24 protein-coding genes and 1 tRNA gene are annotated in these 24,302 nt (G+C 67.1%); 9 read left to right on the forward strand and 16 right to left on the reverse strand.

What is annotated here, in order from left to right; genetic code table 11:
* The first annotated feature begins 124 nt into the window (after nucleotides 1-124).
* Both E5198_RS01910 and E5198_RS01915 read left to right on the forward strand, forming a co-directional pair.
* A complete protein-coding gene (locus tag E5198_RS01910; protein WP_136488326.1) occupies nucleotides 125-613 on the forward strand; it encodes a hypothetical protein in 489 nt (162 codons plus the stop codon).
* 132 nt (nucleotides 614-745) lie between these two features.
* The gene (locus E5198_RS01915; protein ID WP_372239856.1) at nucleotides 746-1,387 is read left to right on the forward strand and encodes a DUF4157 domain-containing protein; all 642 of its coding nucleotides are present in this window, start codon (nucleotides 746-748) and stop codon (nucleotides 1,385-1,387) included.
* A gap of 4 nt (nucleotides 1,388-1,391) precedes the next feature.
* On the opposite strand, the gene E5198_RS01920 is transcribed toward E5198_RS01915, so the two are convergent.
* Both E5198_RS01920 and E5198_RS01925 read right to left on the reverse strand, forming a co-directional pair.
* Nucleotides 1,392-1,886, reverse strand: coding sequence for a histidine phosphatase family protein (locus E5198_RS01920; protein WP_136488327.1), 495 nt, complete (start codon nucleotides 1,884-1,886; stop codon nucleotides 1,392-1,394).
* Between the two features lie 68 nt (nucleotides 1,887-1,954).
* Complete coding sequence (locus tag E5198_RS01925) at nucleotides 1,955-3,514, reverse strand: sigma-54-dependent transcriptional regulator (RefSeq protein ID WP_136488328.1); 1,560 nt, start codon at nucleotides 3,512-3,514, stop codon at nucleotides 1,955-1,957.
* Between the two features lie 276 nt (nucleotides 3,515-3,790).
* On the opposite strand from E5198_RS01925, the gene E5198_RS01930 reads away from it, so the two are divergent.
* Nucleotides 3,791-4,996 carry an amino acid aminotransferase gene (locus tag E5198_RS01930; RefSeq protein WP_136488329.1) on the forward strand — a complete coding sequence of 402 codons (1,206 nt, stop codon included), beginning with the start codon at nucleotides 3,791-3,793 and terminating at the stop codon, nucleotides 4,994-4,996.
* A gap of 212 nt (nucleotides 4,997-5,208) precedes the next feature.
* Here E5198_RS01930 and E5198_RS01935 read toward each other — a convergent pair whose 3' ends face one another.
* Entirely contained in the window at nucleotides 5,209-6,594 is a 1,386-nt protein-coding gene (locus tag E5198_RS01935; protein ID WP_136488330.1) for an amino acid permease, read from the reverse strand.
* A gap of 231 nt (nucleotides 6,595-6,825) precedes the next feature.
* Complete coding sequence (locus E5198_RS01940; RefSeq protein WP_136488331.1) at nucleotides 6,826-8,286, reverse strand: sodium-dependent transporter; 1,461 nt, start codon at nucleotides 8,284-8,286, stop codon at nucleotides 6,826-6,828.
* A gap of 589 nt (nucleotides 8,287-8,875) precedes the next feature.
* On the opposite strand from E5198_RS01940, the gene xdhA reads away from it, so the two are divergent.
* From xdhA to xdhC, 3 genes are read left to right on the forward strand one after another with little or no spacing between them, the layout of a single operon-like run.
* On the forward strand, nucleotides 8,876-10,330 hold the full coding sequence (gene xdhA / locus E5198_RS01945) for a xanthine dehydrogenase small subunit (RefSeq protein WP_136488332.1): 1,455 nt from the start codon (nucleotides 8,876-8,878) through the stop codon (nucleotides 10,328-10,330).
* Nucleotides 10,323-12,668, forward strand: coding sequence for a xanthine dehydrogenase molybdopterin binding subunit (gene xdhB, locus E5198_RS01950; RefSeq protein ID WP_136488333.1), 2,346 nt, complete (start codon nucleotides 10,323-10,325; stop codon nucleotides 12,666-12,668). Before xdhA ends, xdhB begins: the two co-directional genes overlap by 8 nt.
* The gene (xdhC, locus tag E5198_RS01955; protein ID WP_136488334.1) at nucleotides 12,665-13,480 is read left to right on the forward strand and encodes a xanthine dehydrogenase accessory protein XdhC; all 816 of its coding nucleotides are present in this window, start codon (nucleotides 12,665-12,667) and stop codon (nucleotides 13,478-13,480) included. The genes xdhB and xdhC overlap by 4 nt, the downstream gene beginning before the upstream one ends.
* Nucleotides 13,481-13,492: 12 nt before the next feature.
* Here the strand turns inward: xdhC and E5198_RS01960 are convergent, their stop codons facing one another.
* Nucleotides 13,493-13,693 (reverse strand): hypothetical protein, encoded by a 201-nt coding sequence (locus E5198_RS01960; protein ID WP_136488335.1) that lies wholly within the window; start codon nucleotides 13,691-13,693, stop codon nucleotides 13,493-13,495.
* A gap of 139 nt (nucleotides 13,694-13,832) precedes the next feature.
* Between E5198_RS01960 and guaD the strand changes: the two genes are divergently transcribed.
* Nucleotides 13,833-15,122, forward strand: a complete 1,290-nt coding sequence (gene guaD / locus E5198_RS01965; RefSeq protein ID WP_136488360.1) for a guanine deaminase — start codon at nucleotides 13,833-13,835, stop codon at nucleotides 15,120-15,122.
* Between the two features lie 6 nt (nucleotides 15,123-15,128).
* Here guaD and E5198_RS01970 read toward each other — a convergent pair whose 3' ends face one another.
* From E5198_RS01970 to E5198_RS02010, 8 genes are all read right to left on the reverse strand, one after another.
* A complete protein-coding gene (locus E5198_RS01970) occupies nucleotides 15,129-15,923 on the reverse strand; it encodes an FRG domain-containing protein (RefSeq protein WP_168772455.1) in 795 nt (264 codons plus the stop codon).
* Between the two features lie 156 nt (nucleotides 15,924-16,079).
* Nucleotides 16,080-16,166, reverse strand: a tRNA-Leu gene (locus E5198_RS01975).
* Nucleotides 16,167-16,743: 577 nt separating this feature from the next.
* Entirely contained in the window at nucleotides 16,744-17,151 is a 408-nt protein-coding gene (locus tag E5198_RS01985; RefSeq protein ID WP_136488337.1) for an outer membrane protein assembly factor BamE, read from the reverse strand.
* Nucleotides 17,151-17,834 (reverse strand): alpha/beta fold hydrolase, encoded by a 684-nt coding sequence (locus tag E5198_RS01990; protein ID WP_136488338.1) that lies wholly within the window; start codon nucleotides 17,832-17,834, stop codon nucleotides 17,151-17,153. Before E5198_RS01990 ends, E5198_RS01985 begins: the two co-directional genes overlap by 1 nt.
* A 70-nt stretch (nucleotides 17,835-17,904) precedes the next feature.
* Nucleotides 17,905-18,315 carry a hypothetical protein gene (locus E5198_RS01995; RefSeq protein ID WP_136488339.1) on the reverse strand — a complete coding sequence of 137 codons (411 nt, stop codon included), beginning with the start codon at nucleotides 18,313-18,315 and terminating at the stop codon, nucleotides 17,905-17,907.
* Complete coding sequence (locus E5198_RS02000) at nucleotides 18,308-18,547, reverse strand: helix-hairpin-helix domain-containing protein (RefSeq protein ID WP_136488340.1); 240 nt, start codon at nucleotides 18,545-18,547, stop codon at nucleotides 18,308-18,310. The genes E5198_RS01995 and E5198_RS02000 overlap by 8 nt, the downstream gene beginning before the upstream one ends.
* A gap of 54 nt (nucleotides 18,548-18,601) precedes the next feature.
* Nucleotides 18,602-18,802, reverse strand: coding sequence for an alpha/beta fold hydrolase (locus E5198_RS02005; protein WP_256658932.1), 201 nt, complete (start codon nucleotides 18,800-18,802; stop codon nucleotides 18,602-18,604).
* A gap of 88 nt (nucleotides 18,803-18,890) precedes the next feature.
* On the reverse strand, nucleotides 18,891-19,448 hold the full coding sequence (locus E5198_RS02010) for a hypothetical protein (protein WP_136488341.1): 558 nt from the start codon (nucleotides 19,446-19,448) through the stop codon (nucleotides 18,891-18,893).
* Nucleotides 19,449-19,912: 464 nt separating this feature from the next.
* On the opposite strand from E5198_RS02010, the gene E5198_RS21425 reads away from it, so the two are divergent.
* Nucleotides 19,913-21,214, forward strand: coding sequence for a phage antirepressor N-terminal domain-containing protein (locus E5198_RS21425; RefSeq protein WP_168772456.1), 1,302 nt, complete (start codon nucleotides 19,913-19,915; stop codon nucleotides 21,212-21,214).
* Between the two features lie 57 nt (nucleotides 21,215-21,271).
* On the opposite strand, the gene E5198_RS02020 is transcribed toward E5198_RS21425, so the two are convergent.
* A complete protein-coding gene (locus E5198_RS02020; protein WP_136488342.1) occupies nucleotides 21,272-21,553 on the reverse strand; it encodes a DNA-binding transcriptional regulator in 282 nt (93 codons plus the stop codon).
* Nucleotides 21,546-21,860, reverse strand: a complete 315-nt coding sequence (locus E5198_RS02025; RefSeq protein WP_136488361.1) for a transcriptional regulator — start codon at nucleotides 21,858-21,860, stop codon at nucleotides 21,546-21,548. The genes E5198_RS02020 and E5198_RS02025 overlap by 8 nt, the downstream gene beginning before the upstream one ends.
* Nucleotides 21,861-22,022: 162 nt before the next feature.
* On the opposite strand from E5198_RS02025, the gene E5198_RS02030 reads away from it, so the two are divergent.
* Nucleotides 22,023-22,712: an SOS response-associated peptidase family protein gene (locus E5198_RS02030; RefSeq protein ID WP_136488343.1), complete on the forward strand. Its 690-nt coding sequence runs from the start codon at nucleotides 22,023-22,025 to the stop codon at nucleotides 22,710-22,712.
* A gap of 80 nt (nucleotides 22,713-22,792) precedes the next feature.
* On the opposite strand, the gene E5198_RS02035 is transcribed toward E5198_RS02030, so the two are convergent.
* Nucleotides 22,793-24,283, reverse strand: a complete 1,491-nt coding sequence (locus tag E5198_RS02035) for an insecticidal delta-endotoxin Cry8Ea1 family protein (protein WP_136488344.1) — start codon at nucleotides 24,281-24,283, stop codon at nucleotides 22,793-22,795.
* Nucleotides 24,284-24,302 lie beyond the last annotated feature (19 nt).

A 24,302-nucleotide genomic window follows, 5' to 3' on the forward strand; every position in this document is an offset into this window, starting at 1 on the left:
TTTGTCGGCGGTGCCCGGTTTGCCGCCCGTACCGCAAGGTACGGGCGGTTTTTTTTGCTTCCCGGGAAAGCTTCCCGCTGTCTGGCCATACTTGGCCTGGCGCCAACGGACATGAGGCACGCCGATGACACCGCTGACCACGCTCCCCCGCCTGACGTTGCTCGCCCTGCTGCTTGGCGCAGCCTCGTGCAGCGTCCAGCAGCCCGTGCAGGTCATCGACCCGTCCTCGGCGTGCGAGCGGCTGAGAACCTCCTATCCAAGCGCACACGGGCTGGTGCTGTTTGCCGCCGATGCACCGCGCGCACGCTCGATCCCCTGGTGCTTTCCCGGCACACGCGGCTTCGGGGTGATCGGCTACAACATCAACATTCCCGTTCAGCGTGCCGGCATGCTCGACATCGCCCTGTCCGAGATCCGGCCGCCCGTGCGCTTCGCCGCGGTGAGCATCGATGTCAGCTGCGCGGGCGACAGCACCGGCAAGCGCTTCGTGCGGCTGGGCTTCGGCACGCAGTGGTCCCTGCCCGTCGAGCCCGGCGACTACTGCATCAGCCTGATCACCGAGGAGAAGACCGTGCAGGACGTCTGGTTCACGCTGACGGTGACACGTCCGTAGCCGCCAGCACCTGTCCTGCGGACATGCGGCCGCAACCAACCTGCGTCGCCACGGTCAAACCGCTCGTAGCACAATGGGCGCAGCGCTGGCCAAAGCCACGCCGCCGACCGCGACCATCCTCGAGAGTGTCCCTTGCCTGCCGTCCTCCTGCGCCACCTGCTCATCCCCACCCTGCTCCTGACAGCCGGCAGCGCCTCTGCCGGGCTGGCATGCCCGGCCGGGCAACACGAGCTCTGCGTGCTGACCTGCTTCTGCGCTCCCGGCAGCAAGGAGGACATGGGCGAGCTCTACGACGGCGTCGGCCAGATGGCCGCCGCGGGGCTGGAAACCTGGCTGGTGGAGTCGCGCAACACCGCGGCCGCCGGCAACGTGCAGCCGATCCCGCTGCACATCCGCGCCCAGCTGGAACCCTACTTCGACATGCAGGTGCTGGAGATCGCCCGCTACAAGGTCGGCGACGACACCGAGTTCAACGCGGCCAACACCATGCTGCAGAACCCCGACGTGGAAGCGGTGACCCTGATCGACATCATCGTGTTCCGCAGCGCGAAGGACGCCCAGGACAACGTCGCGCTCTGGGCGCACGAGCTCAAGCACGTCGAGCAGTACCTGCAATGGGGCGTGGCCGAGTTCGCCCGGCGCTATACCCGCGACTACGACGCCGTCGAGGCGCCGGGCTACGAGATGCAGCGCAAGGTGGCGCAGGCGCTGCGCGCCAGCACGGCTCCCGCCAGGCCGGCAGCGCCATCGCCGGCACCGGCCGGCAAGCCCTGAGCCCCTATTCCCTGCCCTTCTTCGGGTAGTCGAGCCGCACCTTCGCCAGCTTCCAGTGGCCGACGTCCAGCCATGTATCGGTATCGAAGCGCAGTTCGGCGACGGCACAGGTCGGCAGCCGGGCGATCTCTTCGGCCAGGCGCCGGGCCAGTTCGGCCAGCTCGGGGTTATGGCCGACCAGCATCACCCGCTTGCAGCCGTCGTCGAGTCCGTGGATCACGGCGAGCAGATCGTCGGCCGGGCAGGCATACAGCTGCTCCTCCAGGCGGATGTCGCCGCGCCGATAGCCGAGCGCCCTGGCCATGGCCTCGGCCGTGGTCCGCGCGCGCAGCGCGGGGCTGGAAAGGATCAGGTCGGGCAGCACCTCGTGCCTGGCCAGGCGCCGGGCCATCTTCGCCAGGTCGCGCCAGCCGCGCTCGGCCAGCGGACGTTCGTGGCCCGCCAGGCTGGGGTCGTCCCAGCTCGACTTGGCGTGACGCACCAGGAACAGCGTCTTCATGGCTTTCCCCCAACTCGACCGGCCTCGACTCAAGCTAGCCCAGCGCCGGCGACCTGCAAGGGCCAGGCTCAGCTCTTATCCGCACCTATGCCGTACTGGCGCAGCTTGTTGGCGATGGTGGTGTGCGACACGCCGAGGCGCTTGCCGAGCTGGCGGCTGCTCGGATGGTCGCGGTACAGGCTTTCCAGCACGGCCTTCTCGAAGCGCCCGACGATGTCGTCGAGGCCGCCGTCCAGGCTGAAGGCGCCCAGCGGCTGCGGCGCGTCGTAGTCGGGCAGGCGGATGTGCTCGGGCTTGATCAGCTTGCCGTCGGACAGCGACACCGCCTGGAACAGCACGTTCTCCAGCTGGCGCACGTTGCCCGGCCAGTGGTAGTGGCGCAGGCGCTCCAGCGCGCGCGGGGCGAGCTGCGGCAGCGGGCAGCCGATCTGCCGGCTGGCCTGGTCGATGAAGTGCGCGGCCAGCGCATCGAGGCCGTCCAGGCACTCGCGCAGCGGCGGGATGAGCAGCGACAGCACGTTGAGGCGGTGGTAGAGGTCGCTGCGGAACTCGCCGCGCGCGCACAGCGCCGAGAGATCCTGCTGGGTCGAGCAGATCACCCGCACGTCCAGGTAGACCTCCTCGTCGCTGCCGACCCGGCGGAAGCCGCCGTCCTGCAGGAAGCGCAGCAGCTTGCCCTGCAGGCGCGGGCTCATCTCGCCGACGCCGTCGAGGAACAGGGTGCCGCCGGCGGTCAGCTCCAGCAGGCCCAGCTTGCCCTCGGGGCGGGCGCCCTCGAAGGCGCCCGGGCCGTAGCCGAACAGCTCGGTCTCGGCCATCGACTCGGGCAGGCCGGCGCAGTTGAGCGCCATGAACGGCGCCTTGCCGCGCGGGCTGGCCAGGTGGCAGGCGCGCGCCAGCAGCTCCTTGCCGGTGCCGGTCTCGCCCTCGATCAACAGCGGCGCGTCCAGCGGCGCCATGCGCCGCGCCTCGCGCACCACCGCGGCGAGCACCCTGGAACTCTGGAAGATGCTGTCGAAGCCGCGCAGCTCCTGGCGGCGCACGTTGTAGATGTGCTCGCCGATGCGGTCGGCGCGCTGCAGGGTCAGCACCGCACCGGCCAGCGCCTCGCTGTCCTCGCCCTCGGCCTGCAGCGGGGCGATGTCGGCGAGGAACACGTCGCCCCTGACCTTGACCCGCAGGCCGTTGATCCGCGCCTTGTTGGCGCGCACCAGCGCCGGCAGGTCGAAGTCCTCGGCGTAGCGCGCCAGGGCGATGCCCGGCACCTCGTCGACGCGCACGCCGAGCAACTGGGCGGCGGCGCGGTTGGCGGCGACGATCTGCCCGGCCATGTCCACCGACAGCACCGGGAACTCGAGGGCGCCGAGCAGCGCATTGAGTTCCAGGTTGCGCCGCTCGCTGGGCATCAGGCCGACCCGCTGGATGCCGAACACCCCGGGAATGGCCTCGAGCTTGGGGCGCAGGGACTGGAACTGCAGGTTGATCAGGTTGGGACAGAGCAGGTAGATGGCGTTGCCCTGCTCGCCGCCCACCTCGCCGCGGGCGACGTTGACGCCGTAGTCGACCAGCAGGTCGAGGATGTCGCGCAGGATGCCTACGCGGTTCTGGCAGTGAACCTTGAGACGCATGGGAAAGCCCGGGTTGTGCTTGTTGTCGGGACGGGGAGCGCCTGGCGGCGCATTCTTGCGTCAAGAATATGTGACAATCCGGACGGATGAAAGCCCCCGCAGGCCGCTGCCGGCGGGACATCGGCGGCGATTCGTAACGACGAAATTACAGATACACCACTGTCACGCCCGGCGCCTGCCCCGGCCCCGGCTGCGCATGCCCGCTCCTTGCGGTATCCATGGCGCCGACAACGCCAAGAAGAGGCCGCACCGCCGGCCCACTGCAGAGGAACATCCATGAGTCACTTCCAGTCCGTCGCCCGCGTGCCCGGTGATCCGATCCTCGGCCTGATGGAGGCCTTCCGCGCCGATCCCAGCCCGGCCAAGCTCGACCTCGGCGTCGGCGTGTACAAGGACGCCCAGGGCCGCACGCCGATCATGGCGGCGGTCAAGCTGGCCGAGCAGCGCCTGCTGTCCAGCGAGACCACCAAGGGCTACACCAGCGGCCACGGCGACGCCGAGTTCGGCGAGCTGCTGCTGCGCCTGGTGCTCGGCCAGGACTCTCCGCTGCTGGCCGGTCAACGCGGTGGTCAACGCGCCGGCACCACCCAGACCCCGGGCGGCACCGGCGCCCTGCGCCTGACCGCGGACTTCCTCTTCCACTGCCTGCCGGGGCGCGGGATCTGGCTGAGCGACCCGACCTGGCCGATCCACGAAACCATCTTCGCCGAGGCCGGCCTGGCGGTGCACCACTATCCCTACGTCGGCGCCGACAACCGCCTCGACGTCGAAGGGATGCTGGCGGCCCTGGAGCAGGTGCCGAGCGGCGACGTGGTGCTGCTGCACGCCTGCTGCCACAACCCCACCGGCTTCGACCTGTCGCGCGACGACTGGTACCGGGTGCTCGACGTGGTGCGCCGCCGCGAGCTGCTGCCGCTGATCGACTTCGCCTACCAGGGCTTCGGCGACGGCCTGGAGGAGGACGCCTGGGCGGTGCGCCTGTTCGCCGCCGAGTTGCCGGAACTCTTGATCACCAGCTCCTGCTCGAAGAACTTCGGCCTGTACCGCGAGCGCACCGGCGCGCTGATCGTCTGCGCCGCCGGTCACGACAAGCTGCTCGACGTGCGCAGCCAGCTGGCCTCGCTGGCCCGCAACCTGTGGTCGACCCCGCCGGCCCACGGCGCCGCGGTGGTCGCCGCGATCCTCGGCGACCCGGTGCTGTCGCTGCAGTGGCAGACCGAGCTGGACGCCATGCGCGAGCGCGTGCTGCGCCTGCGCCACGGCCTGGTCGAGGCCCTGCAGCCGTTCGGCCTGGCCGAGCGCTTCGCCCACATCGCCGTGCAGCGCGGCATGTTCTCCTACACCGGCCTCAGCCCCGAGCAGGTGCGCCGCCTGCGCGAGGAGTCCAGCGTGTACATGGTCGGCAGCGGCCGCGCCAACGTCGCCGGCCTCGACGAGCAGCGCCTGGGCGAGCTGGCCGCGGCCATCGCCCGCGTCTGCTGAGAACCTGCCCACGATCTGCTGCGCGTCGGCCATGCTGCATTGAACTCGGTCTCGGAATGCTCATTTGCACCCAGCAAACTCCGCTTCCTCAACCGATTTCGCGGGGCCGCCTAGGCCTTGCCTGGCTCTAGCTCGCGAGATCGTGAACAGGTTCTGCCTCTCGTAACGAAACGGGGCGCCCACAGGCGCCCCGTTTCTGTTTACCCTCCCCCTCAGCGGCGCGCCAGCGCCAGCTTCAGGCGATAGCCGCCCCAGATCAGCAGCAGCCACACCGGGATGGCGTAGACCGACAGGTTGATCCCCGGGATCTGCAGCATCACCCCCAGGATCAGCAGCACGAAGGCCAGGCACAGGTAGTTGGCGAACGGATACCAGAACGCCGGGAAGCCCGGCTGCACGCCTTCGCGCACCTTGCTGGCACGGAACTTGAGGTGCGAGAAGCTGATCATCGCCCAGTTGATCACCAGCGCCGCCACCACCAGCGACATCAGGATCTCCAGCGCGCCCTTGGGCAGCAGGTAGTTGACCAGCACGCACAGCAGGGTGATCAGCGCCGACACGGCGATGGCCAGCACCGGCACGCCGCGCCTGTTCAGGCTCATGAACACCCGCGGGGCATCGCCCTGCTCGGCCAGGCCGTAGAGCATCCGGCTGTTGCAGTAGACGCCGCTGTTGTACACCGACAGCGCCGCGGTCAGCACCACGAAGTTGAGGATGTTCGCCGCCGCATCGCTGCCGATCAGCGCGAAGATCTTCACGAACGGACTGCTGCTGTAGGGATCGCCGGCGGCGCTGAGGGTCTGCAGCAGCGCATCCCAGGGATACAGGCAGAGCAGCACGGTCAGCGCGCCGACGTAGAAGATCAGGATGCGGTAGACCACCTGGTTGATCGCCTTGGGGATCACCTTGCGCGGCTCGGCCGCCTCGGCGGCGGTGATGCCGACCAGCTCCAGGCCGCCGAAGGAGAACATGATGAAGGCCAGCGCCATCACCAGGCCGCCGACGCCGTTGGGGAAGAAGCCGCCGTGCGCCCACAGGTTGCTGACCGCGGCCTGCTCGCCGCCGGCACCGCTCAGCAGCAGGTACAGGCCGAGGACGATCATGCCGATGATCGCCACCACCTTGATGATGGCGAACCAGAACTCGGCCTCGCCGAACATCTTCACGTTGGTCAGGTTGATCGCGTTGATCAGCACGAAGAACGCCGCCGCCGTGGCCCAGGTCGGCACCTCCGGCCACCAGAACTGGATGTACTTGCCCACCGCGGTCAGTTCGGCCATGCCCACCAGGATGTACAGCACCCAGTAGTTCCAGCCGGAGAGGAAGCCGGCGTAGCCGCCCCAGTACTTGTGGGCGAAGTGACTGAACGAGCCGGCCACCGGCTCCTCGACGATCATCTCGCCGAGCTGGCGCATGATCAGGAAGGCGATGAAGCCGGCGATGGCGTAGCCGAGGATCATCGACGGCCCGGCGGTCTGCAGGACCCCGGCCGAGCCGAGGAACAGGCCGGTGCCGATGGCGCCGCCCAGGGCGATCAGCTGGATGTGGCGGTTTTTCAGGCTGCGCTGCAGCTCGCCCGAATGCGGGTGGGTGTCCATGGTCTGGCGTCCCTCAGGATGGAGATCGGCGCCGCAACGGCCTCGTGGGCCGACGCGCCGGAGTGATTCACGTCGGGTGAACGGGTTGCCTGCGCCTGCCGGCTACAAGCATGGTCGAGCGCGGTCGTTTTGCCACGACCGGCGCAAGGGGCGCGCAGTATAGCGGCGCCCCGGAAATGACAGAACCCGGCACGAGGCCGGGTTCCGGGGTTACCACGAAGGGGCGCAGGCTCAGCGCGCGGCGAGCTCCAGGCGCACGCGCGGCACGAACGCCTCGCCGAGCACGGCCAGGGCACCGATGGCGCCGGCGATCCAGTACCAGCGCTCCAGCGGGTCGAAGCCCAGCCAGCCGAGGGCGTGCAGGAACACCATGACGATCATCACCGGGCTGACGTAGCGCACCATGAACAGCCACAGGGCGTAGCCGGCATTGGGCAGCTGCAGCTCGTCGCGCATGATGTCGCTGCGCAGGCAGTAGCCGGCGAGGATCACCATCAGGATGCCGCCCAGGGGCATCATCCAGCGCGAGGTCACGTAGTCCAGACCGTCGAACAGGGTGGTGCCGAACAGCTTCCACTCGGCGCCGACGTTGAACGACAGCATGGCCAGCAGGCTGATCACCAGCAGCACCACGCCCGAGCCGATGGCGGCGCGACCGCGGCTGATGCCGTGCTTCTCGTTGAGGTAGGCGACCACCGCCTCGATCATCGAGATGGCCGAGGTCAGCGCGGCGACCGAGACCATGGCGAAGAACAGCACGCCGAACACGGTGCCCAGCGGCATCTGCTGGAAGGCCAGCGGCAGGCTCATGAAGATCAGGCCGGGACCGGCGCTCGGGCTCATGCCGTTGGCGAAGATCACCGGGAAGATCGCCAGGCCGGCGAGCAGCGCCACGCAGGTGTCGGCGATGGCGACGACGATGGAGGTGCGGGTGATGGACTGGCCGTCCGGCAGGTAGGAGCCGTAGGTCAGGATCGCGCCGGAAGCCAGGCTGAGGGTGAAGAAGGCGTGGCCGAGGGCGGCCAGCAGTGCTTCGCCGGTGATCTTCGAGGCGTCGAAGGTGAACAGGAAGTCGAAGCCCTGGCTGAAGCTGCCGCTGGTCCAGGAGTAGCCGACCAGCACCAGCAGCATCACCGCCAGGCCCGGCATCATCCAGCGGAAGGCCTTCTCGACGCCGGCCTGCACGCCCTTGCCGACGATCCAGATGGTCAGCAGGGACACCACGATGCTCCAGCCGCCCAGCTGCCAGGGATTGGCGTTGTGCGCCTCGAACACGCCGGCCAGCGCATCGACGCTGGTGGCGGCCAGGGAGCCGTCGACCATCTTCCACGTGTAGGCGAAGGCCCAGCCGGCCACCACCACGTAGAAGCAGAGGATCATGAAGCCGCAGAGCATGGCCATGCCGCCGACCGCCTTCCACAGCGGATGGCTGCCGTTCTCGCGGGCCACGCGGGCGATGGCGTCGATGGGACTGCCGCGACCACGGCGGCCGAGGGCGATCTCGGTCATCATCACCGGGATGCCGATGGCGAGGATGCACGCCAGGTACATCAGCACGAAGGCGCCACCGCCGTATTCGCCGGTGATGTAGGGGAATTTCCAGATGTTGCCCAGGCCTACGGCCGAGCCGGTTGCAGCGAGGATGAAGCCCCAGCGGGATTGCCAGAGGTTCTTCGGTTTTTCACGGGACATGCGTCACCTGCTTGTTTTTATCGTGACGAGAAATCACCCGCCACGCTTGTGGTGTGGCGGCATTGGCAAGGCGGATACACCTTAGGTATCGAGGATCGGGATGGATCGGACTGCACCTCCGCTCAGGCACAAGGCCGTGGAGGGCGAGGCACGCTCGGCGCCATAGGGGATGCGCGACTGGCCGCTGGGGTCACATTCGCGACGCGGGGGGAATGCCGGATCGGGGTGAGAGCGTTCATGGCGCCTCCACTTGTTGTTGTTCTGCCGCACGCGGCGATGGGCGCATATCACCCTGTGTGCGCGGCGCGGACAAGAGCCGTCTGCGGCCACGGAGGCGGCGCCAGCCGGGCAAAGTGGCAGCTTTTCCTTACAGATCCGGGAAGCTGCGCCGAATCAGCCTCCCACAGCTCGCCGCGTAACGAATCTGTTACAGGCGACTCGCCCCGTCACGCTCACGCCCATCGCCCCGGCCAGCATCTCGCTGCAGCAGATACCTGACAGGCGGCGTTATTCGAGCGAAAGTAGGGAAAAGGCCTATTCCCGTCGGGACGCTCCCGTCCGGACACGACAAGAGCCTGGGGAGGCGTTCTTGATTCAGTTCCTGCTCAACCGCGAGCCGTGCCGCATCGAGCGGCTCGACCCGAATCTCACCGTGCTGCGCTGGCTGCGCGAACAGCGCCGGCGCACCGGCAGCAAGGAAGGCTGCGCCTCGGGCGACTGCGGCGCCTGCAGCGTGGTGATCGGCGAGCGGGTGGTGGACGACACCGGCTTCGAACGCCTGCGCTACCGGGCGATCAACGCCTGCATCACCCTGCTTTCCAGCCTGCACGGCAGGCAGCTGCTGACCGTCGAGGACCTGCAGCAGGGCGAGCACCTGCACCCGGTGCAGCGGGCGATGGTCGACTGCCACGCCTCGCAGTGCGGTTTCTGCACCCCCGGCATCGTCATGTCGCTGTTCGCCCAGTACAAGAACGCCGCCGGCTTCGAGCGCGAAGCGGCCTGCGCGGCGCTGGCCGGCAACCTGTGCCGCTGCACCGGCTACCGGCCGATCCTGGCCGCCGCCGAGCAGGCCTTGGGCCAGGGCGGCGCGGACCAGTTCAGCGCCCACGAGGCGGACATCCTCGCCCAACTGGCGGCCATCGGCGCGCAGGATACGCCCGAACTGGAGGGCGACGGCGCGCGCTGCCGGCTGCCGCGCGATCTCGACGAACTGGCCGCGCTGTATGCGGCCAACCCCGAGGCGCGCCTGCTGGCCGGCGGCACCGACCTGGTGCTGGAGATCACCCAGCAGCACCGCCGCTTGCCGCTCACCATCCACCTCGGCCAGGTCGAGGAGCTGAAGACCATCGTCGTCGACGAGGCCGCCCTCGATATCGGCGCAACAGTGCCGCTTACCGACTGCGCGCCGCTGCTGGCCGCCGACTATCCGGACTTCGGCGCCCTGCTCGGCCGCTTCGCCTCGACGCAGATCCGCAACCAGGCCACCCTCGGCGGCAATCTCGGCAACGCCTCGCCGATCGGCGATGGCGCGCCGCTGCTGATCGCCCTCGGCGCCAGCCTGCTGCTGCGCCAGGGCCAGCGGCGGCGGATGCTCCCCCTGGAGGACTTCTTCCTCGACTACCGGGTCACCGCGCTGCAGCCCGGCGAGTTCATCGAGCGCATCCTGGTGCCGCGCCCGCAGCCGGGCCAGCTGTTCCGCGCATTCAAGGTTTCCAAGCGTCACGACGACGACATCTCCGCGGTGTGCGCCGCCGTCCACCTGCAGATCGACGACGGCCTGGTGCGCGAGGCGCGCATCGCCTGCGGCGGTATGGCGGCGATCCCCAAGCGGGCGAGCCAATGCGAGCAGGCGCTGCTCGGCCATCCGTGGAGCGAGACGGCCGTGAAGCGCGCCGCCAGCGCGCTGGAGCAGGACTTCGATCCGCTCGACGACCTGCGTGCCAGCCGCGCCTACCGCCTGCGCGTGGCGCAGAACCTGCTGCGCAAGGCCTGGATCGAGACCAGCCAGCCCGACCTGCCGACCCGGGTGACCGACCATGTCTGACCCTCGCACCTTCGACCCGCAAGCCGAGTTCCGCTCCGCCCTGCACAGCGGCGTCGGCCAGCCGGTGCCCCACGAGAGCGCCGCCCGCCACGTCAGCGGCGCGGCGCAGTACGTCGACGACCGCCTGGAGTTCCCCAACCAGCTGCACGTCTACGCGCTCCTCTCCGACCGGCCGCACGCGCGCATCCTCGGCATCGACACCGCCCCCTGCTACGGCATCCCCGGCGTGGCCTGCGTCATCACCAGCGCCGACGTGCCGGGCGCGCTGGACATCGGCCCGGTGCTGCCGGGCGATCCGCTGCTGGCCGACGGCGTGGTCCAGTACGTCGGCCAGCCGGTGCTGGCGGTGGCCGCCGACAGCCTGGACGCGGCGCGCGCGGCCGCCGCCCTGGCGCTGATCGACTACGAGGATCTGGAGCCGCTGCTGGATATCGAGGAGGCCCTGCGCCGTCAGCAGTTCGTCGCGCCCAGCCACGTCCAGCAGCGCGGCGACGTGGAGGCGGCGCTGGCCAATGCGCACCATCGCCTCGCGGGGCGCCTGCGCAGCGGCGGCCAGGAGCACTTCTACCTGGAAACCCAGGCCTGCGCCGTGCTGCCGACCGAGGATGGCGGCATGCTGGTCCACAGCTCGACGCAGAATCCCAGCGAGATCCAGAAACTGGTCGCCCGGGTGCTCGGCGTGGCGCTGCACAAGGTCGAAGTGGACACCCGGCGCATGGGCGGCGGCTTCGGCGGCAAGGAGACCCAGGCCGCCGGCCCGGCCTGCCTGTGCGCGGTGATCGCCCGCCTCACCGGGCGGCCGACCAAGATGCGCCTGCCGCGCCGCGAGGACATGCTGATGACCGGCAAGCGCCACCCCTTCCTCAGCGACTACGAGGTCGGCTTCGACGCCGATGGCCGCCTGCACGGCGTGCGCATCGAGCTGGCCGCCGACTGCGGCTACTCGCCGGACCTGTCCAGCGCCATCGTCGACCGCGCCATGTTCCACGCCGACAACGCCTACTACCTGGGCGACGCCCGGGTGACCGGCCATCGCTGCCGCAGCAACCATGCCTCCAACACCGCCTTCCGCGGCTTCGGCGGCCCGCAGGGCATGCTGGTCATCGAGGAGGTCATCGAGCGCATCGCCCGCCAGCTCGGCCTCGATCCGCTGGAGGTGCGCAAGCGCAACTACTATGGTACGGATACGCGCAACGTCACCCACTACCACCAGACCGTCGAGCACAACGTGCTCCATGAAATGACCGCGGAGCTGGAGGCGAGCTGCGAGTACGCCCGCCGCCGCGCCGAAATCCGCGCCTTCAACGCGCAGAGTCCGGTGCTGAAGAAGGGCCTGGCGCTGACCCCGGTGAAGTTCGGCATCAGCTTCACCAACAGCTTCCTCAACCAGGCCGGCGCGCTGGTCCACATCTACACCGATGGCAGCATCCACCTCAACCACGGCGGCACCGAGATGGGCCAGGGCCTCAACACCAAGGTCGCCCAGGTGGTCGCCGAGGTGTTCCAGGTCGAGATCGGGCGCATCCAGATCAGCGCCACCAGCACCGCCAAGGTGCCCAACACCTCGGCCACCGCCGCCTCCAGCGGCGCCGACCTCAACGGCAAGGCCGCCCAGGCCGCGGCGCTGACCATCCGCCAGCGCCTGGTGGAATTCGCCGCCAGGCACTGGCAGGAGCCCGAGGAGGCCATCGAGTTCGCGGGCGGGCGGGTGCGCGTCGGCGCGCAGTGGCTCGACTTCGCCGAACTGGCCAAGGCGGCGCACATGGGCCAGGTGTCGCTGTCGGCGACCGGCTTCTACCGCACGCCGAAGATCCACTACGACCGCGAGCAGGCGCGCGGCCGCCCCTTCTACTACTTCGCCTTCGGCGTGGCCTGCGCCGAGGTGGTCATCGACACCCTGACCGGCGAGCACCGCCTGCTGCGCGCCGACATCCTCCACGACGTCGGCGCCTCGCTGAACCCGGCCATCGACATCGGCCAGGTGGAAGGCGGCTTCGTCCAGAGCATGGGCTGGCTGACCTGCGAGGAACTGGTGTGGGACGAGCGCGGCCGCCTGCTCACCGCCGGCCCATCCACCTACAAGATCCCCACCGCCGGCGACGTGCCGGCCGACCTGCGGGTGAAGCTGGTGGAGAACCGCCGCAACCCCGAGGACACCGTGTTCCACTCCAAGGCGGTCGGCGAGCCGCCGTTCATGCTCGGCATCTCGGTGTGGTGCGCGATCAAGGACGCCATCGCCAGCCTCGCCGACTACTGTCTGCACGCCGAGCTGGACGCCCCGGCCACGCCGGAGCGGGTGCTGTGGGCCATCGAGAAAATCAGGGAGGCGCGCCCATGAACGGCTGGATCGACGCCCTCGCCGAACTGCACCGGCGCGGCGAGCCGTGCGTGCTGGTGACCGTGGTCGAGGAGCGCGGCTCCACCCCGCGCAGCGCCGGAGCGAAGATGCTGGTATCCGGCGAGCGCGCCTGGGACAGCATCGGCGGCGGGCACCTGGAATACCGCGCCATGCAGATCGCCCGCGACATGCTGGAGCGCAGCGCGCAGGCGCCTCAGCTGGAACGCTTCAGCCTCGGCGCCAGCCTCGGCCAGTGCTGCGGCGGCGCCACCCTGCTGCTGTTCGAGCCACTCGGCCAGCCGCGGGCACGCATCGCCCTGTTCGGCGCCGGCCACGTCGGCCGCGCCCTCGCCCCGCTGCTCGCCGCCCTGCCCTGTCAGCTGCGCTGGATCGACGCGCGCGAGGGCGAGTTCCCCGCCGAAATCCCGCCCGGGGTCGAACGGGTGGTCAACGACGAACCGCTCGAGGAGGTCGAGCGCATGCCGCCCGGCAGCCACTTCATCGTCATGACCCACGACCACGCCCTCGACCTGCAGCTGACCGAAGCCATCCTGCGCCGCGGCGACTTCGCCTGGTGCGGCCTGATCGGCTCGCAGACCAAGCGCGCCCGCTTCGAACACCGCCTGCGCGAGCGCGGCATCGCCGCCGGGCCGCTCGCGCGGCTGCGCTGCCCGATCGGCCTGCCCCAGGTGCAGGGCAAGCTGCCGATGGAGATCGCCATCGCCGTGGCCGGCGAGATCATCGCCAGCTACAACGGCGATCCGCGCAGTGAACTCAGGGCGACGACGCGGGCCGAGGAGCATCCCGTGTAGCGCGGGAGCGCCCTACAGGTCGTCCCAGTGCGGACTGTCGTAGTCCTCGTCCGACACTTCCTCGTCGTCGGGATCCAGCTCGTCGCGGTCGCCAGCCGCATCCTCATCGTCGAAATCGCCTTCGTCGGCGAACAGCGGCGAGGGCTCCTCGTCGTTGTCGAGGTACTGGTCGTGCTCCGGCTCGTAGCCGTCCACGTCGAAATCGTCCTGCATGATCGCTCCTGTGCATCCCGATATTGAGGGGCGGCCTGTATACGCAGCAGCCCCGCTGACGTCAATCCGGGCAACGGGGTTCCCATGCGACGCCCCGGCCACCATCATGAGCGTAGTGCCACCGCTGAAGGACCACACCATGCACGCCTACCGCGCCGCCCTGCTGCACTGCCTGGCCGACCCGTGCGAGGTCGGCGACGCCGCCTGCCAGTACTTCGCCGACGGCCTGCTGGTCGTCGCGGCCGGCAAGGTGGCGCAGATCGGCGATGCGGCCGAACTGCTTCCGCAGCTCCCGGCCGGCGTGCCGGTCAGCGAATACCGCGACGCGCTGATCGTCCCCGGCTTCGTCGACACCCACATCCACTTCCCGCAGGTCGGGGTGATCGGCTCCTACGGCGCCCAGCTGCTCGACTGGCTGCAGACCTACACCTTCCCCGCCGAGGCGCGCTTCGCCGACCCGGCGCACGCCCGCGAGCAGGCGGCGTTCTTTCTCCGGGAGCTGCTGCGCAACGGCACCACCACCGCGCTGGTGTTCTGCACCGTGCACCCGCAGTCGGTGGACGCCTTCTTCGCAGAGGCCGAGCGGCTCGGCCTGCGCATGATCGCCGGCAAGGTGCTGATGGACCGCAACGCCCCTGAGGAGCTGAGCGACAGCGCCGCCTCCGGCTACGACGAGAGCAAGACGCTGATCGAGCGCTGGCACGGCCGCGGCCGCCTGCACTACGCAGTGACGCCTCGCTTCGCCGCCACCAGCACGCCCGAGCAGCTCGATCTGGCCGCCCGCCTGCTACGCGAGTACCCGGGGCTCTACCTGCACACCCACCTGGCCGAGAACCAGGCGGAGATCGCGTGGGTGAAGGAGCTGTTCCCCGAGCGCAGCGGCTACCTGGACGTCTACGACCACCACGGCCTGCTCGGCGCGCGCTCGGTGTTCGCCCACGCCATCCATCTGTGCGACGCCGAATGCCGGCGCCTGGGCGAAAGCGGCTCGGCGGTGGCCTTCTGCCCGACCTCCAACCTGTTCCTCGGCAGCGGGCTGTTCGACCTGGCGCGGATGGACGCCCACGGCGTGCGCGTCGGCCTGGGCACGGACATCGGCGCCGGCACCAGCTTCTCGGCGCTGGCCACCCTCGACGAAGCCTACAAGGTGCTGCAGCTGCAGGGGCAGTCGCTCGATCCGTTCCGCGCCCTGTATCTCGCCACCCTCGGCGGCGCCCGCGCGCTCTATCTGGATCAGCACATCGGCAACCTACTGCCGGGCAAGGATGCCGACTTCGTGGTCCTCGATCTCAAGGCCACCCCGCTGCTCGAGCACCGCCTGGCGCAGTCGCGCAGCCTCGCGGAAACCCTGTTCGCCCTGACCATCCTCGGCGACGACCGCACGGTGCGCGAGACCTTCGCCGCGGGACAGTCGGTACACCGGCGCTGAAGGAGTTCAGCCAGCCTGGCGCTCGGCGGCCTCGACCTCGCCGGCCCGCGAGTAGAGCTCGAACTGCATGTTGGCGTAGTTGCTGGCGCCGCTGAGGTCGGGGAACAGGGTCAGATGGTTGATGTTCATCTGCTCGAGGCCGCGCAGCACGCTGATCCGCTCGGCGTTGGGCAGGTAGACCTTCTTCAGTACCGCCTTCTTCGAGCCGGCGAACGCCTCGGCGATCAGCGACTCCAGCTCCTCGCCGGACTCCGAGTAGGAGAACAGGCCGTTCTGGCCGATCACCCGTGCGTTCTCGTCGGAGTTGGGCGTATAGAAGCGCACCGTCTTCGCCAGGTTCGGACAGCGCTCGACCTCGTTCTTGTTCAGCGACACGATGATGCGCTTGCGGGTGTCGTCCTTGCCGGTATTGGCGAAGGCGAAGAAAGCCGCGGTATAGGGCGAGTGCGTCCAGTCCAGCAACGGCGTCAGCAGCTCGAAGTGCTGGCCGAGCGCCCACCACTCCAGGGGCTCCTCGTACTGCGGCGGGTTGGCGCCACGCTTGCCACGGATCGCCATCTTGAAGCGCTCCAGCTGCTGGCGGCGCAGCTCTTCGGTCTTGGACTTGTCGGCGATCTTGCGATCGATGGTCGACTCGAGCTTGTAGTAGTCCTTGCGATGCCCACGATGGACCCAGCCGCAACCCGGCGAGAAGGCTTCCTGGATGTAGTCGATGAAGAAGTTCCACTTGCGGATGTGGATTTCCTCGATGCCATCCCTGATCCGACTCGAGGTCCAGCGCGGTTGTTGTCCATTGCTCATGGGCGTGCCCCTGACTGCGAAAACCAAAGACGACCATTGACGGCATCGCCGCTGGATATCCAGGCTCAAGCCAGCGAGCCCGGACAACAAAAAACCGGCCGCAAGGGCCGGTTCCTCGGTTTGTCGCACTGCCTTGCAGAGACAGAACGACTTGTATGGTGCCCGAAGCCGGACTCGAACCGGCATGACCTTGCGGCCGAGGGATTTTAAGTCCCCTGCGTCTACCGATTTCGCCATTCGGGCGGTAGCGCGTCGATGTGCCGCCAGCGGCACGGGGCGGACTATATACAGTCGCCCGCCTACGCTGCAAGTTCGGCTGAACTTGCCGGCAAATAAAAAGCCCTGTAGATCAATGATCTACAGGGCTTTTCTTGTAGTGGAGGCCGAGGTCGGAATCGAACCGGCGTACACGGATTTGCAATCCGCTCCAAAAACCCTTGAACGGCGCGCATTCTAGCCGATTTCCGTGCCAGAACCAAGCGAAGCCGAAACCCCTGAAAGCCGCATGCTAGAGCGGTCGGATTTCGAGTTCTAGCACTCATTTTGCCCTCCTCCTGGGGGCTCGCCACCCCGCAACCCCATGACCAGCGAGCCGGCTCCAGTAGCCTCACGCACCCTGCTCGCACATCCAGCTGAGGCGGCCCTGCGCCCTACTCCGCCACCAGATGCCGGTCGATCAATCCAGCCACCTCGTAAGCATGGGTGAAGCCCAGGTCGTGACCGCCGCCGGTGAAGAAATGCAGCTCGGCACGGGGCTGGCCGACGCGGACGGGACAGCGAGGTGGACAATCAAAGCGTTCCCCCCTACCGCCCGCCGAAATCAGTGCTGGATGATCGATGAATGCGTGACTCCACCTGCATCGTCAAAGAAAACATGAAGATCGTCGTAGTCAATGCCCAGGCCACTGCACATGCCGAGCACATAGCGGTACTCACTCGGTCCTTTGAAGTCAGGCCTGCCCAGCACCCTCTCGACTTCCTCCCTGGAAGTTCCGGGGACCAACAGGCGGCCTCGTACATCCTCGGCCATACCGCCGCGATAGCAGGTTCCGTCCATGGCATCCGTTGTAGGAGCGCGCCACTTTTCCGGATCGAAATCCTCGGAGCTGAAAACTCCAGCCGAGCCCCACCAGACAAGCAGCCCGAGCAGCACTACCAAGGAAAAAACCACTGCAAGCACAGCAATCGCTGCAGCTTTGAGCGCTCGCTTGAAGCTCCATGCCGCCATCAGCCCTGCCCCCCATCGAGATGCCCATGGTTCGCTACTCGCAGTGAGACGCCTGATGACTGCGTTTGAAGGGGGGACGCAAGATGCCTGTCGATCAGCCTCGCCACCTCGGCCGCATGGGTGGAGCCCAGGTCGTGTCCACCACCGGGGATGACGTGCAGCTCGGCGCAAGGTAGAAGCTCGGCGAGGCGCTGGCCGACGCGGACGGGGCTGATCGGGTCGGCGTCGCCCCAGAGCAGCAGCACGGGCATGTGCAGCTCGGCCAGCCGGGCGGTGAGGTCGGTGCGGTCGTCGAGGAACCAGCGCGGCAGGTTCGGGTTGGCGGCGGCGAAGTCCGGGCGCCAGTCCTGCGCGCCCAGGGCGAACATGTCCACCCCGCCCGAGGTGACGGTCAGCACCAAGTGGGTGACCTGCTCGGGCCGCTCCAGCGCCGTGCACACGGCGACGATGCCGCCCATGGACTGCGCCACCAGCGCGGTGGGCTGGTCGATCTCCGGCAGCACGCGGGCCACCAGATCGGCCATGCCGGTCACGCTCGGGTCGGGTGGCGTGCTGCCGAAGCCGGGCCAGCCGATATGGACCTGCTGCGCCGGGTGGGCGAGGCGCTCGGCGGCCGGGCGCCAGAACTCGGTGTTGCCGGAGGCGCCGGGGAGGAAGAGGAGTTTGGAGGGGGATGTGGTCATTGATCATCCTTGATCGGTGGCGAAATGGACTGCTTAAAGCAAGGAAGACAAGGCTGCACCGCAGTCTACCCTACGCGCTGCGGCGCTTTGCCAGAACAACAAAATGGATGGTCGCCACGATCGGGGCAGCAAAAACAGCCCCTGCAAAGCTGGCCCCGACGAGGAACAAACTGATGCTGCAGGCAGCCACCCCCAACCCAAGCCCGAACAGTTGAACCGGCTTTCCCGGCCAGTGCCGATCCGCGACCAGATGGAAAGCAAGGTTTGCCGCCGAGACAATGCCCCAACAGCCACATACAACGAGAGCCGTGCCCAGAAGCCAATCGTCTCTGGAGGCGCTGCTAGTGGCCAACAGCATTGGAGGCAGAAAAATAGCCCCCACGCTCAGGATAGCAGTAGCAGGGCCGAACAGGCATACGAGCTCCAGCAGTATGAGTACGCGCTTCATGAGGTGGCCTGATTTGAGGACGCGGTCAGTCATGGCGCGACTTTGCCAATGCAATTGCTGCCTGGATGGCCGCACGCGCTTGCGGGCTGTTCTTCCAGCAGGTGGAACCGACGATAGCCGAGGCCTGGGAAACGATGTCCAGCGCATTCGCCTCGCTCAACTGAGCAAGGGACGCGAATCCCATCTGTTCAAGGCGGGCCACGACCGTGGGGCCGACGCCCTTCACGCCCAGCAGTGCCTTACGTTCTTCCGGTGAAAAAGGCATGAGTCTCTCCATAGATACATGACGCTTGAGGGGCGGGGCCGCTCGTGCGGTGGCCTAGTCTATCGTCGGCAACACACGGGCCACCAGATCGGCCATGCCGGTCACGCTCGGGTCGGGCGGCGTGCTGCCGAAGCCGGGCCAGCCGATATGGACCTGCTGCGCCGAGTGGGCAATGCGCTCGGCAGCCGGGCGCCAGAACTCGGTGTTGCCGAAGGCGCCGGGGAGGAAGAGGAGTTTGGAGGGGGATGTGGTCAATGGATCGTCCTTGAGGGTGACAGGCGCTGTGTTGCAGTAACGTGGAAAGGCTGTGCCATTATCCACCTTTCTCGCTTTTCAGCAGTCTTTATCTGTCATGGGAAAAAACCACCAACCTAAGAGCTGGCATTACCATTAGCTCATCATGTATGCTGATTCGAGAATAGAAAGATTTAGACTGCTTCGCAGCCATCAATATTTCCTCCTTTACCCCCTCTGGAACATTGGCACAGATATTCCCCCCTGCATCCTCACTGGACAAACGCCTAAATATAAAATGCTCTCCCCCCTTAAAAACAAAGGGCGTTTCTTGCCAACTTGAATACTCTCGACGCGAGCGACCACCATGCTTAATTGCGCTCTTATTTAGAAAAGCAACGCCATCTCTCGAAACCTTGACTGCCGCTTCCTCTGACAGCCTAAATATGCCAATCCCGCATCCTTCTAGATATCCGCCAACCTGATCGCCAGCAAAAACCGTATCAACCACCTCTAAAGACTCTGGAATATAGGACTTGTAATGCGAGGAGAGCATCAGAAAATATAGATAACCAATCAGCTTATAGATCACCAACAGTGAAACAATCACACACACAACCCACACAAGCGATGAGTTCCTCATGCGGCGTCCGATCATATGATGCATTATGAGTGCCACCTATAAACAGAAACCAGGTGGCTTATAAAACCCCGGACGGGTTGGTGGATAACATTCCTTGCCACTTCGACTCTCCCTGTCTATGCCGCGGATCACGCGATCATCATGACCGGCTTTGCGACGTTATACACCATGACCATCAGCCCTTGGCAAGTCGCCAATCAGCTTATCGCATAGCCACCGATTGACTCCCCACGCTCACCCCGCTAAGGTTCTCCCGTCGCTGTCAATCCAGCGACCTGGGATTGGCGTCCCGGAACAAACGGGCGGTCACGACACCGCTGAACAGCGGTTTTTTTGTGTCCGCAGCATGGCTACACCCGTTATGGGCGGGCCGTGCGTGGGGGCCTCACGGCCCGCCGGTCCCGTTTCCGGTACGCCAACCCGCACGGTTCCGCTCTCCCAAATTGGCGTTTGGGGGGCGGTAAGCACGCAAAAACGGGAGATTCACCATGTCGAAGACCAGCCTCCAGCTCGGAACAGTCGATTTTCACGGACGCGCCCTCACCGTCATCACCGGCCCAGAAGGCGAGCACCTCGTTGCCATGAAGCCCATCTGCGAAGCCATCGGCCTGCAGTGGGAAGCTCAGCTCAAGCGCATCAAGCGCCACCCCGTCCTCTCGCAAGGTATGTCCATCATGGACACCCCTTCCGCCGGCGGCGATCAGGAAACCACCTGCCTCCCCCTCGACTACCTCAACGGCTGGCTGTTCGGCGTGGATGCCTCCCGCGTGCGCCCGGAGATCCGCGAGCGGCTGGTGCAGTACCAGCGCGAATGCTTCGCCGCGCTGGCGGCCTACTGGCGGCAGGGTGAGGCGGTGAATCCGCGCGCGGCGCTGGGCGATGCCGCGGCCGAGCCGGTGGTGCCGATCCGCCTGACCTACAACGACCGCCCCTTCCGCATCGTGCCCGAGGGCGATGAGCTGTGGTTCGTGGCGGCCGACGTGGCCCACGCGCTGGGCCTGCGCGACGCGTACCGCATCACCCGCCACCTGCGGCCGGAGCACAAGGCGACCCGCATGGTCGGCCGGCAGGTGCTGAACGTGATCGACCGGCGCGGGCTGGATCTGGCGCTGCTGCACGGCCGGCCGGAGCGCACCGAGCCGCTGCGTCTGTGGCTGGAGGCGGCGCTGGAGCAGTTCGGCCCCGTCGCCCGCCCGGCACCGGCGCTGCTGGGCGGGCTGTCCGGCGAGCAGCAGGGCGCGCTCAAGGCGCTGGTGGCGGCACGCATCGAGGAGCTGCCCGAGGCCGGCCGCGGCAAGGCGGCGACGGCGTGCTGGTCGGCGCTCAAGTCGAAGTTCGGTTGCAGCTACAAGGAGATCGCCCCGGAGCAGTTCACCGAGGCGGTGAGCCTGGTGGCGCGCATCGTGCTGGAGGGCGAGCTGCTGGAGCCGGAGGCACCGAAGGTGGTCGGCCGGCTGGCGATCGACTTCCCGATCGAGGACTGGAAGGCGCGCAACCCGCACCAGTTCCGCCACGACAACCCGAACAGCGCCGAGCTGACGGTGACCACGGGCGACGTGCTGATGTGCGAGTACTCGCCCACCGAGACGCTGCTGGGGCAGCTCACCGAGGCCGGCTACCAAGTGGACGGCCCGCTGTACGAGCTGCGCTCCCTGCGCTCGCTGGCCAAGCGACTGGACATGACGATGCGCTTCATGGCCGGCCACATGCGGCAGGCGATGGACAACTTCGAACACGACCACCGCCGCATCGAGCGGTTCGCCGGGGCGAAGAAGCCGGCCCAGCGCTGAGGTGCGGGCATGAAAAAAGCGCCCCGGCCGGTGTGGCGGGGGCGCTTGCGTTTGGGGTCAGGCGTGGAGGTCGCGCAGCGCCTCGGGGTGCTGGGCGGCTACGCGCAGGAGGGTTTGCGCAGCGCCGGTGGGTTGCCGACGGCCCTGCTCCCAGTCCTGCACCGTGCGCAGGCTTACGCCGAGCAGATCGGCGAAGGCGTTCTGCGACAGGCCGACTTTGGCGCGCGCTTCGGCAGCCGGGGTGAGTTTGACCTCGGTGGTGCGCGCGGCCTGGCCGGCCTTCATTTGGCGAACGGATTTGAGCAGGTCCGCCTGGAATTGCTCGAGTTCTTTATCCATCGCTGATGGCCTCTTTCAGTTGCTTCAGGAAGGCAGTGGGCAGGTTGTCGAACTTGGCCTTGGTGTAGGCGATCAGCAACCAGATGTGCCCTTCCGGAAGGGTGTTGTAGTAGATGACACGGGTGCCACCGCGCTTGCCCATGCCGGAGCGGGACCAGCGCACTTTGCGCAGCCCTCCGCTACCGGGGATCACATCACCGGCCAGCGGGTTGGCCGCCAGCCAGACGATGAAGGCTTCCCGCTCACCGTCTTCCCAGATCGACTCGGCGTATCGCTTGAAGATTTCGGTTTCGATGACAGTGTGCATGGCACAAGGATACGGCGCTGCCGTATATCCAGCAAGCACCGCACGTCCCGATCCATCTGCCGTGCGGATCGCCAGGCTGTCAGCCAAGGGCGCTGCCCAACGGTAGATCGTTGGTCTTTCTGCGGGTCTAGGCTGGGTGCAGGCGAGCGGATGGAGGTGGCCATGTGCGGACGATTCGTGCAGTCCCTGACTGCAGTCGAGTATCTGGAGGCGCTGCAGATCGAGCTGCCGGTGGTAGGCGGCTTCGACCCGGAGCCGGTCGGCCGCTTCAACGTGGCGCCGCGCACGCGGGTGCTGCTGATGCATCAGGAGGAGGAAGGGCTGCGGCTGGAGCCGGTGCCGTGGGGCTACGCGCCGCCCTGGGCGAAGGGCCCTCGCCCGCCGGCGTTCAACGCGCGGGTGGAGAAGGTGGCGACGGGGGCTTTCTGGCGGGAGGCGTGGAAGGCGGGACGCGCGATTGTGCCGGCGGATGGCTGGTACGAGTGGCAGTCGGACCCGGCCGATCCGAAGCACAAGCAGCCGTTCTACTTCCGCCAGCGCAGCGGCGCGCCGCTGTTCTTCCCGGCCGTCGGCCACCTGCCCCGGCATGGCCGGGAGCTTCAGGAGGGCGACGGCTTCGCGACGATCACCATGCCGAGCTACGGCGGGATGGCCGAGATCCATGACCGGCGGCCGCTGGTGCTGGGGCCGGACGAGGCCCGGGCGTGGCTCGATCCGGCGGTGTCGCCGCAAGAGGCGGAGGAGATCCTGCATCTCGGGCTGCCGGTGGAGGCGTTCGAGTGGTATGCGGTGGGGCGTGAGGTGGGGAACGTGAAGAGCGAGGGGGCCGAGTTGATCAGGCCCCACAGCTGAAGCGCGAGCCGCCATGACGGCGCGCACAAAAAAGCGCCTCTGCCGTGATGGCAGAGGCGCTTTCGCTCACACGGGGACAGTCAGTCGGCTCTGTTCAGCCGTTCCTTCTTCCGCGCCCAGTAGCGTGCACGCTGCTCGCCCCACTGCTCTCGCTCGGCAGCCTCGCGAATGGTCTGTGCATGCTCGGGTTCGACGTTGAACTGTTCGATCAGCTCTTCCGGCGTGATGTCGCGGGGGCTGGTTCTATACAGGCGAGCGTAGAGATCCTGGGACTTGGTAGCGCGCTCGTCGAACTTGAACCCGAAAACGGCGCAGTCGGCGCTGCCGTAGAACCGGCTGACGCCCATGACCCTGATGCTGGACAGGATCTGTGCGGCGTAGCTGAAGGTGGACTTCTGCCCGCCCCGGTAGTTGCCCCCCATCATGCCCGTGTCCGCGCCATCTGCGAACTGGAACGACATGGCATTGACGATATCCCCACTCATCACCTGGACGCCGACGATTGGATTGCTGCTGAGGTCGAAGCTGCCACCATGCGGGCGTTGGTCGCTTCCGCCTCCGGCGTTGCCCATGCGCCCGGTGCTGGTCACTCCATCCGGGCCACCGCCTTCCGGATAATCGACCTTGACGGCATCGATTCGGTCCCAACCCCATACCGTTACATTCCTGATCCGGCCTGTCGGGCGGCTCGGGATATAGAACGGGGAGTCGTAGCAAGTGCCCACGGCATCGGAGTACACCTCGCGATCCAGATAGACCTTGACCGGCTCCGGATAACGAGAGATGTCGAAGTATTTCCACTGCGCCTGGAAGTCCTTGACCGTGATGGTCATTTCACGCAGGTAGCGATTCACCGTGTTGAACGGCTCCATGCGGCGCTTATCTTCCGGCGCCGTCTTCTTCACGCTTTCATAACCGGCTTCGAATGTCTTGGTGACATAGTCGCTGTAGCTGTCGATGCTTTCGGTGAGCTTCTTGCGGGTATCGGCGACGAGCTCGTCGCTCCAACCCCAGTCACGGCCGAATGCGGCGCCGTCGCGCAGCAGGGCGAGGTGGAGGTTCGCGAACTGGGCGAACAGGGGCAGCAACAGCACCTCGTAGCCACTCGACTGGAAGCGCGGCAGGTCATGCAGGAAGTGTCCGTTGGCGACGTTGAACTTCTCGGAGACGTAGGCCTTGTCCTTCGGGAAGTTCTTGGCCGCATAGGCGTAGTCGTCCGAGACGTTGTGCAGTCCGGTGAGGGCGTCTCGCACATCCTGCATGACCTCGGCGAAGATCTTCTTGTCGATCAGGGCTTCCACGCGGTCGGCAATTTCGCCCCACACATCCTGCTTCTCATCGGGCCAGAAGATGTCTACCAGGGCGCTCAGCAGTTGGCCGGCATAGGGGATCTCCCCAAGCACCACGGACACCACGACACGAGCCGCGTTGTTGTAGTCAAACTCGTATTCCAGTCCGGCGGTCAGCCCCGCGGCCCTGGAAATTTCGGCGCGCAGAACCAGCTCTTGTGGTCTGAGTTCGGCAATGGCTTCGCCGGTGAAAGTATGTTCTATATAGATACGATCATTCATGAGCACGTCCCTTTGCTGG

Source organism: Pseudomonas sp. A-1 (assembly GCF_004801855.1).
Lineage (GTDB): Bacteria > Pseudomonadota > Gammaproteobacteria > Pseudomonadales > Pseudomonadaceae > Geopseudomonas.

Bases quoted from the DNA above. Each gene is read 5' to 3' on its own strand.
- E5198_RS01960 (WP_136488335.1), bottom strand. From the start codon at position 13,693: ATGCAGGACGATTTCGACGTGGACGGCTACGAGCCGGAGCACGACCAG.
- guaD (WP_136488360.1), top strand. From the start codon at position 13,833: ATGCACGCCTACCGCGCCGCCCTGCTGCACTGCCTGGCCGACCCGTGC.
- E5198_RS02035 (WP_136488344.1), bottom strand. From the start codon at position 24,283: ATGAATGATCGTATCTATATAGAACATACTTTCACCGGCGAAGCCATT.
- E5198_RS02000 (WP_136488340.1), bottom strand. From the start codon at position 18,547: ATGCCTTTTTCACCGGAAGAACGTAAGGCACTGCTGGGCGTGAAGGGC.
- E5198_RS02020 (WP_136488342.1), bottom strand. From the start codon at position 21,553: ATGGATAAAGAACTCGAGCAATTCCAGGCGGACCTGCTCAAATCCGTT.
- E5198_RS21425 (WP_168772456.1), top strand. From the start codon at position 19,913: ATGTCGAAGACCAGCCTCCAGCTCGGAACAGTCGATTTTCACGGACGC.
- xdhB (WP_136488333.1), top strand. From the start codon at position 10,323: ATGTCTGACCCTCGCACCTTCGACCCGCAAGCCGAGTTCCGCTCCGCC.
- E5198_RS01995 (WP_136488339.1), bottom strand. From the start codon at position 18,315: ATGACTGACCGCGTCCTCAAATCAGGCCACCTCATGAAGCGCGTACTC.
- E5198_RS01935 (WP_136488330.1), bottom strand. From the start codon at position 6,594: ATGGACACCCACCCGCATTCGGGCGAGCTGCAGCGCAGCCTGAAAAAC.
- E5198_RS02025 (WP_136488361.1), bottom strand. From the start codon at position 21,860: ATGCACACTGTCATCGAAACCGAAATCTTCAAGCGATACGCCGAGTCG.
- E5198_RS02030 (WP_136488343.1), top strand. From the start codon at position 22,023: ATGTGCGGACGATTCGTGCAGTCCCTGACTGCAGTCGAGTATCTGGAG.
- E5198_RS01930 (WP_136488329.1), top strand. From the start codon at position 3,791: ATGAGTCACTTCCAGTCCGTCGCCCGCGTGCCCGGTGATCCGATCCTC.
- E5198_RS01990 (WP_136488338.1), bottom strand. From the start codon at position 17,834: ATGACCACATCCCCCTCCAAACTCCTCTTCCTCCCCGGCGCCTCCGGC.
- E5198_RS01985 (WP_136488337.1), bottom strand. From the start codon at position 17,151: ATGGCGGCATGGAGCTTCAAGCGAGCGCTCAAAGCTGCAGCGATTGCT.
- E5198_RS01920 (WP_136488327.1), bottom strand. From the start codon at position 1,886: ATGAAGACGCTGTTCCTGGTGCGTCACGCCAAGTCGAGCTGGGACGAC.
- E5198_RS01970 (WP_168772455.1), bottom strand. From the start codon at position 15,923: ATGAGCAATGGACAACAACCGCGCTGGACCTCGAGTCGGATCAGGGAT.
- E5198_RS01910 (WP_136488326.1), top strand. From the start codon at position 125: ATGACACCGCTGACCACGCTCCCCCGCCTGACGTTGCTCGCCCTGCTG.
- E5198_RS01940 (WP_136488331.1), bottom strand. From the start codon at position 8,286: ATGTCCCGTGAAAAACCGAAGAACCTCTGGCAATCCCGCTGGGGCTTC.
- E5198_RS01925 (WP_136488328.1), bottom strand. From the start codon at position 3,514: ATGCGTCTCAAGGTTCACTGCCAGAACCGCGTAGGCATCCTGCGCGAC.
- E5198_RS02010 (WP_136488341.1), bottom strand. From the start codon at position 19,448: ATGCATCATATGATCGGACGCCGCATGAGGAACTCATCGCTTGTGTGG.
- xdhC (WP_136488334.1), top strand. From the start codon at position 12,665: ATGAACGGCTGGATCGACGCCCTCGCCGAACTGCACCGGCGCGGCGAG.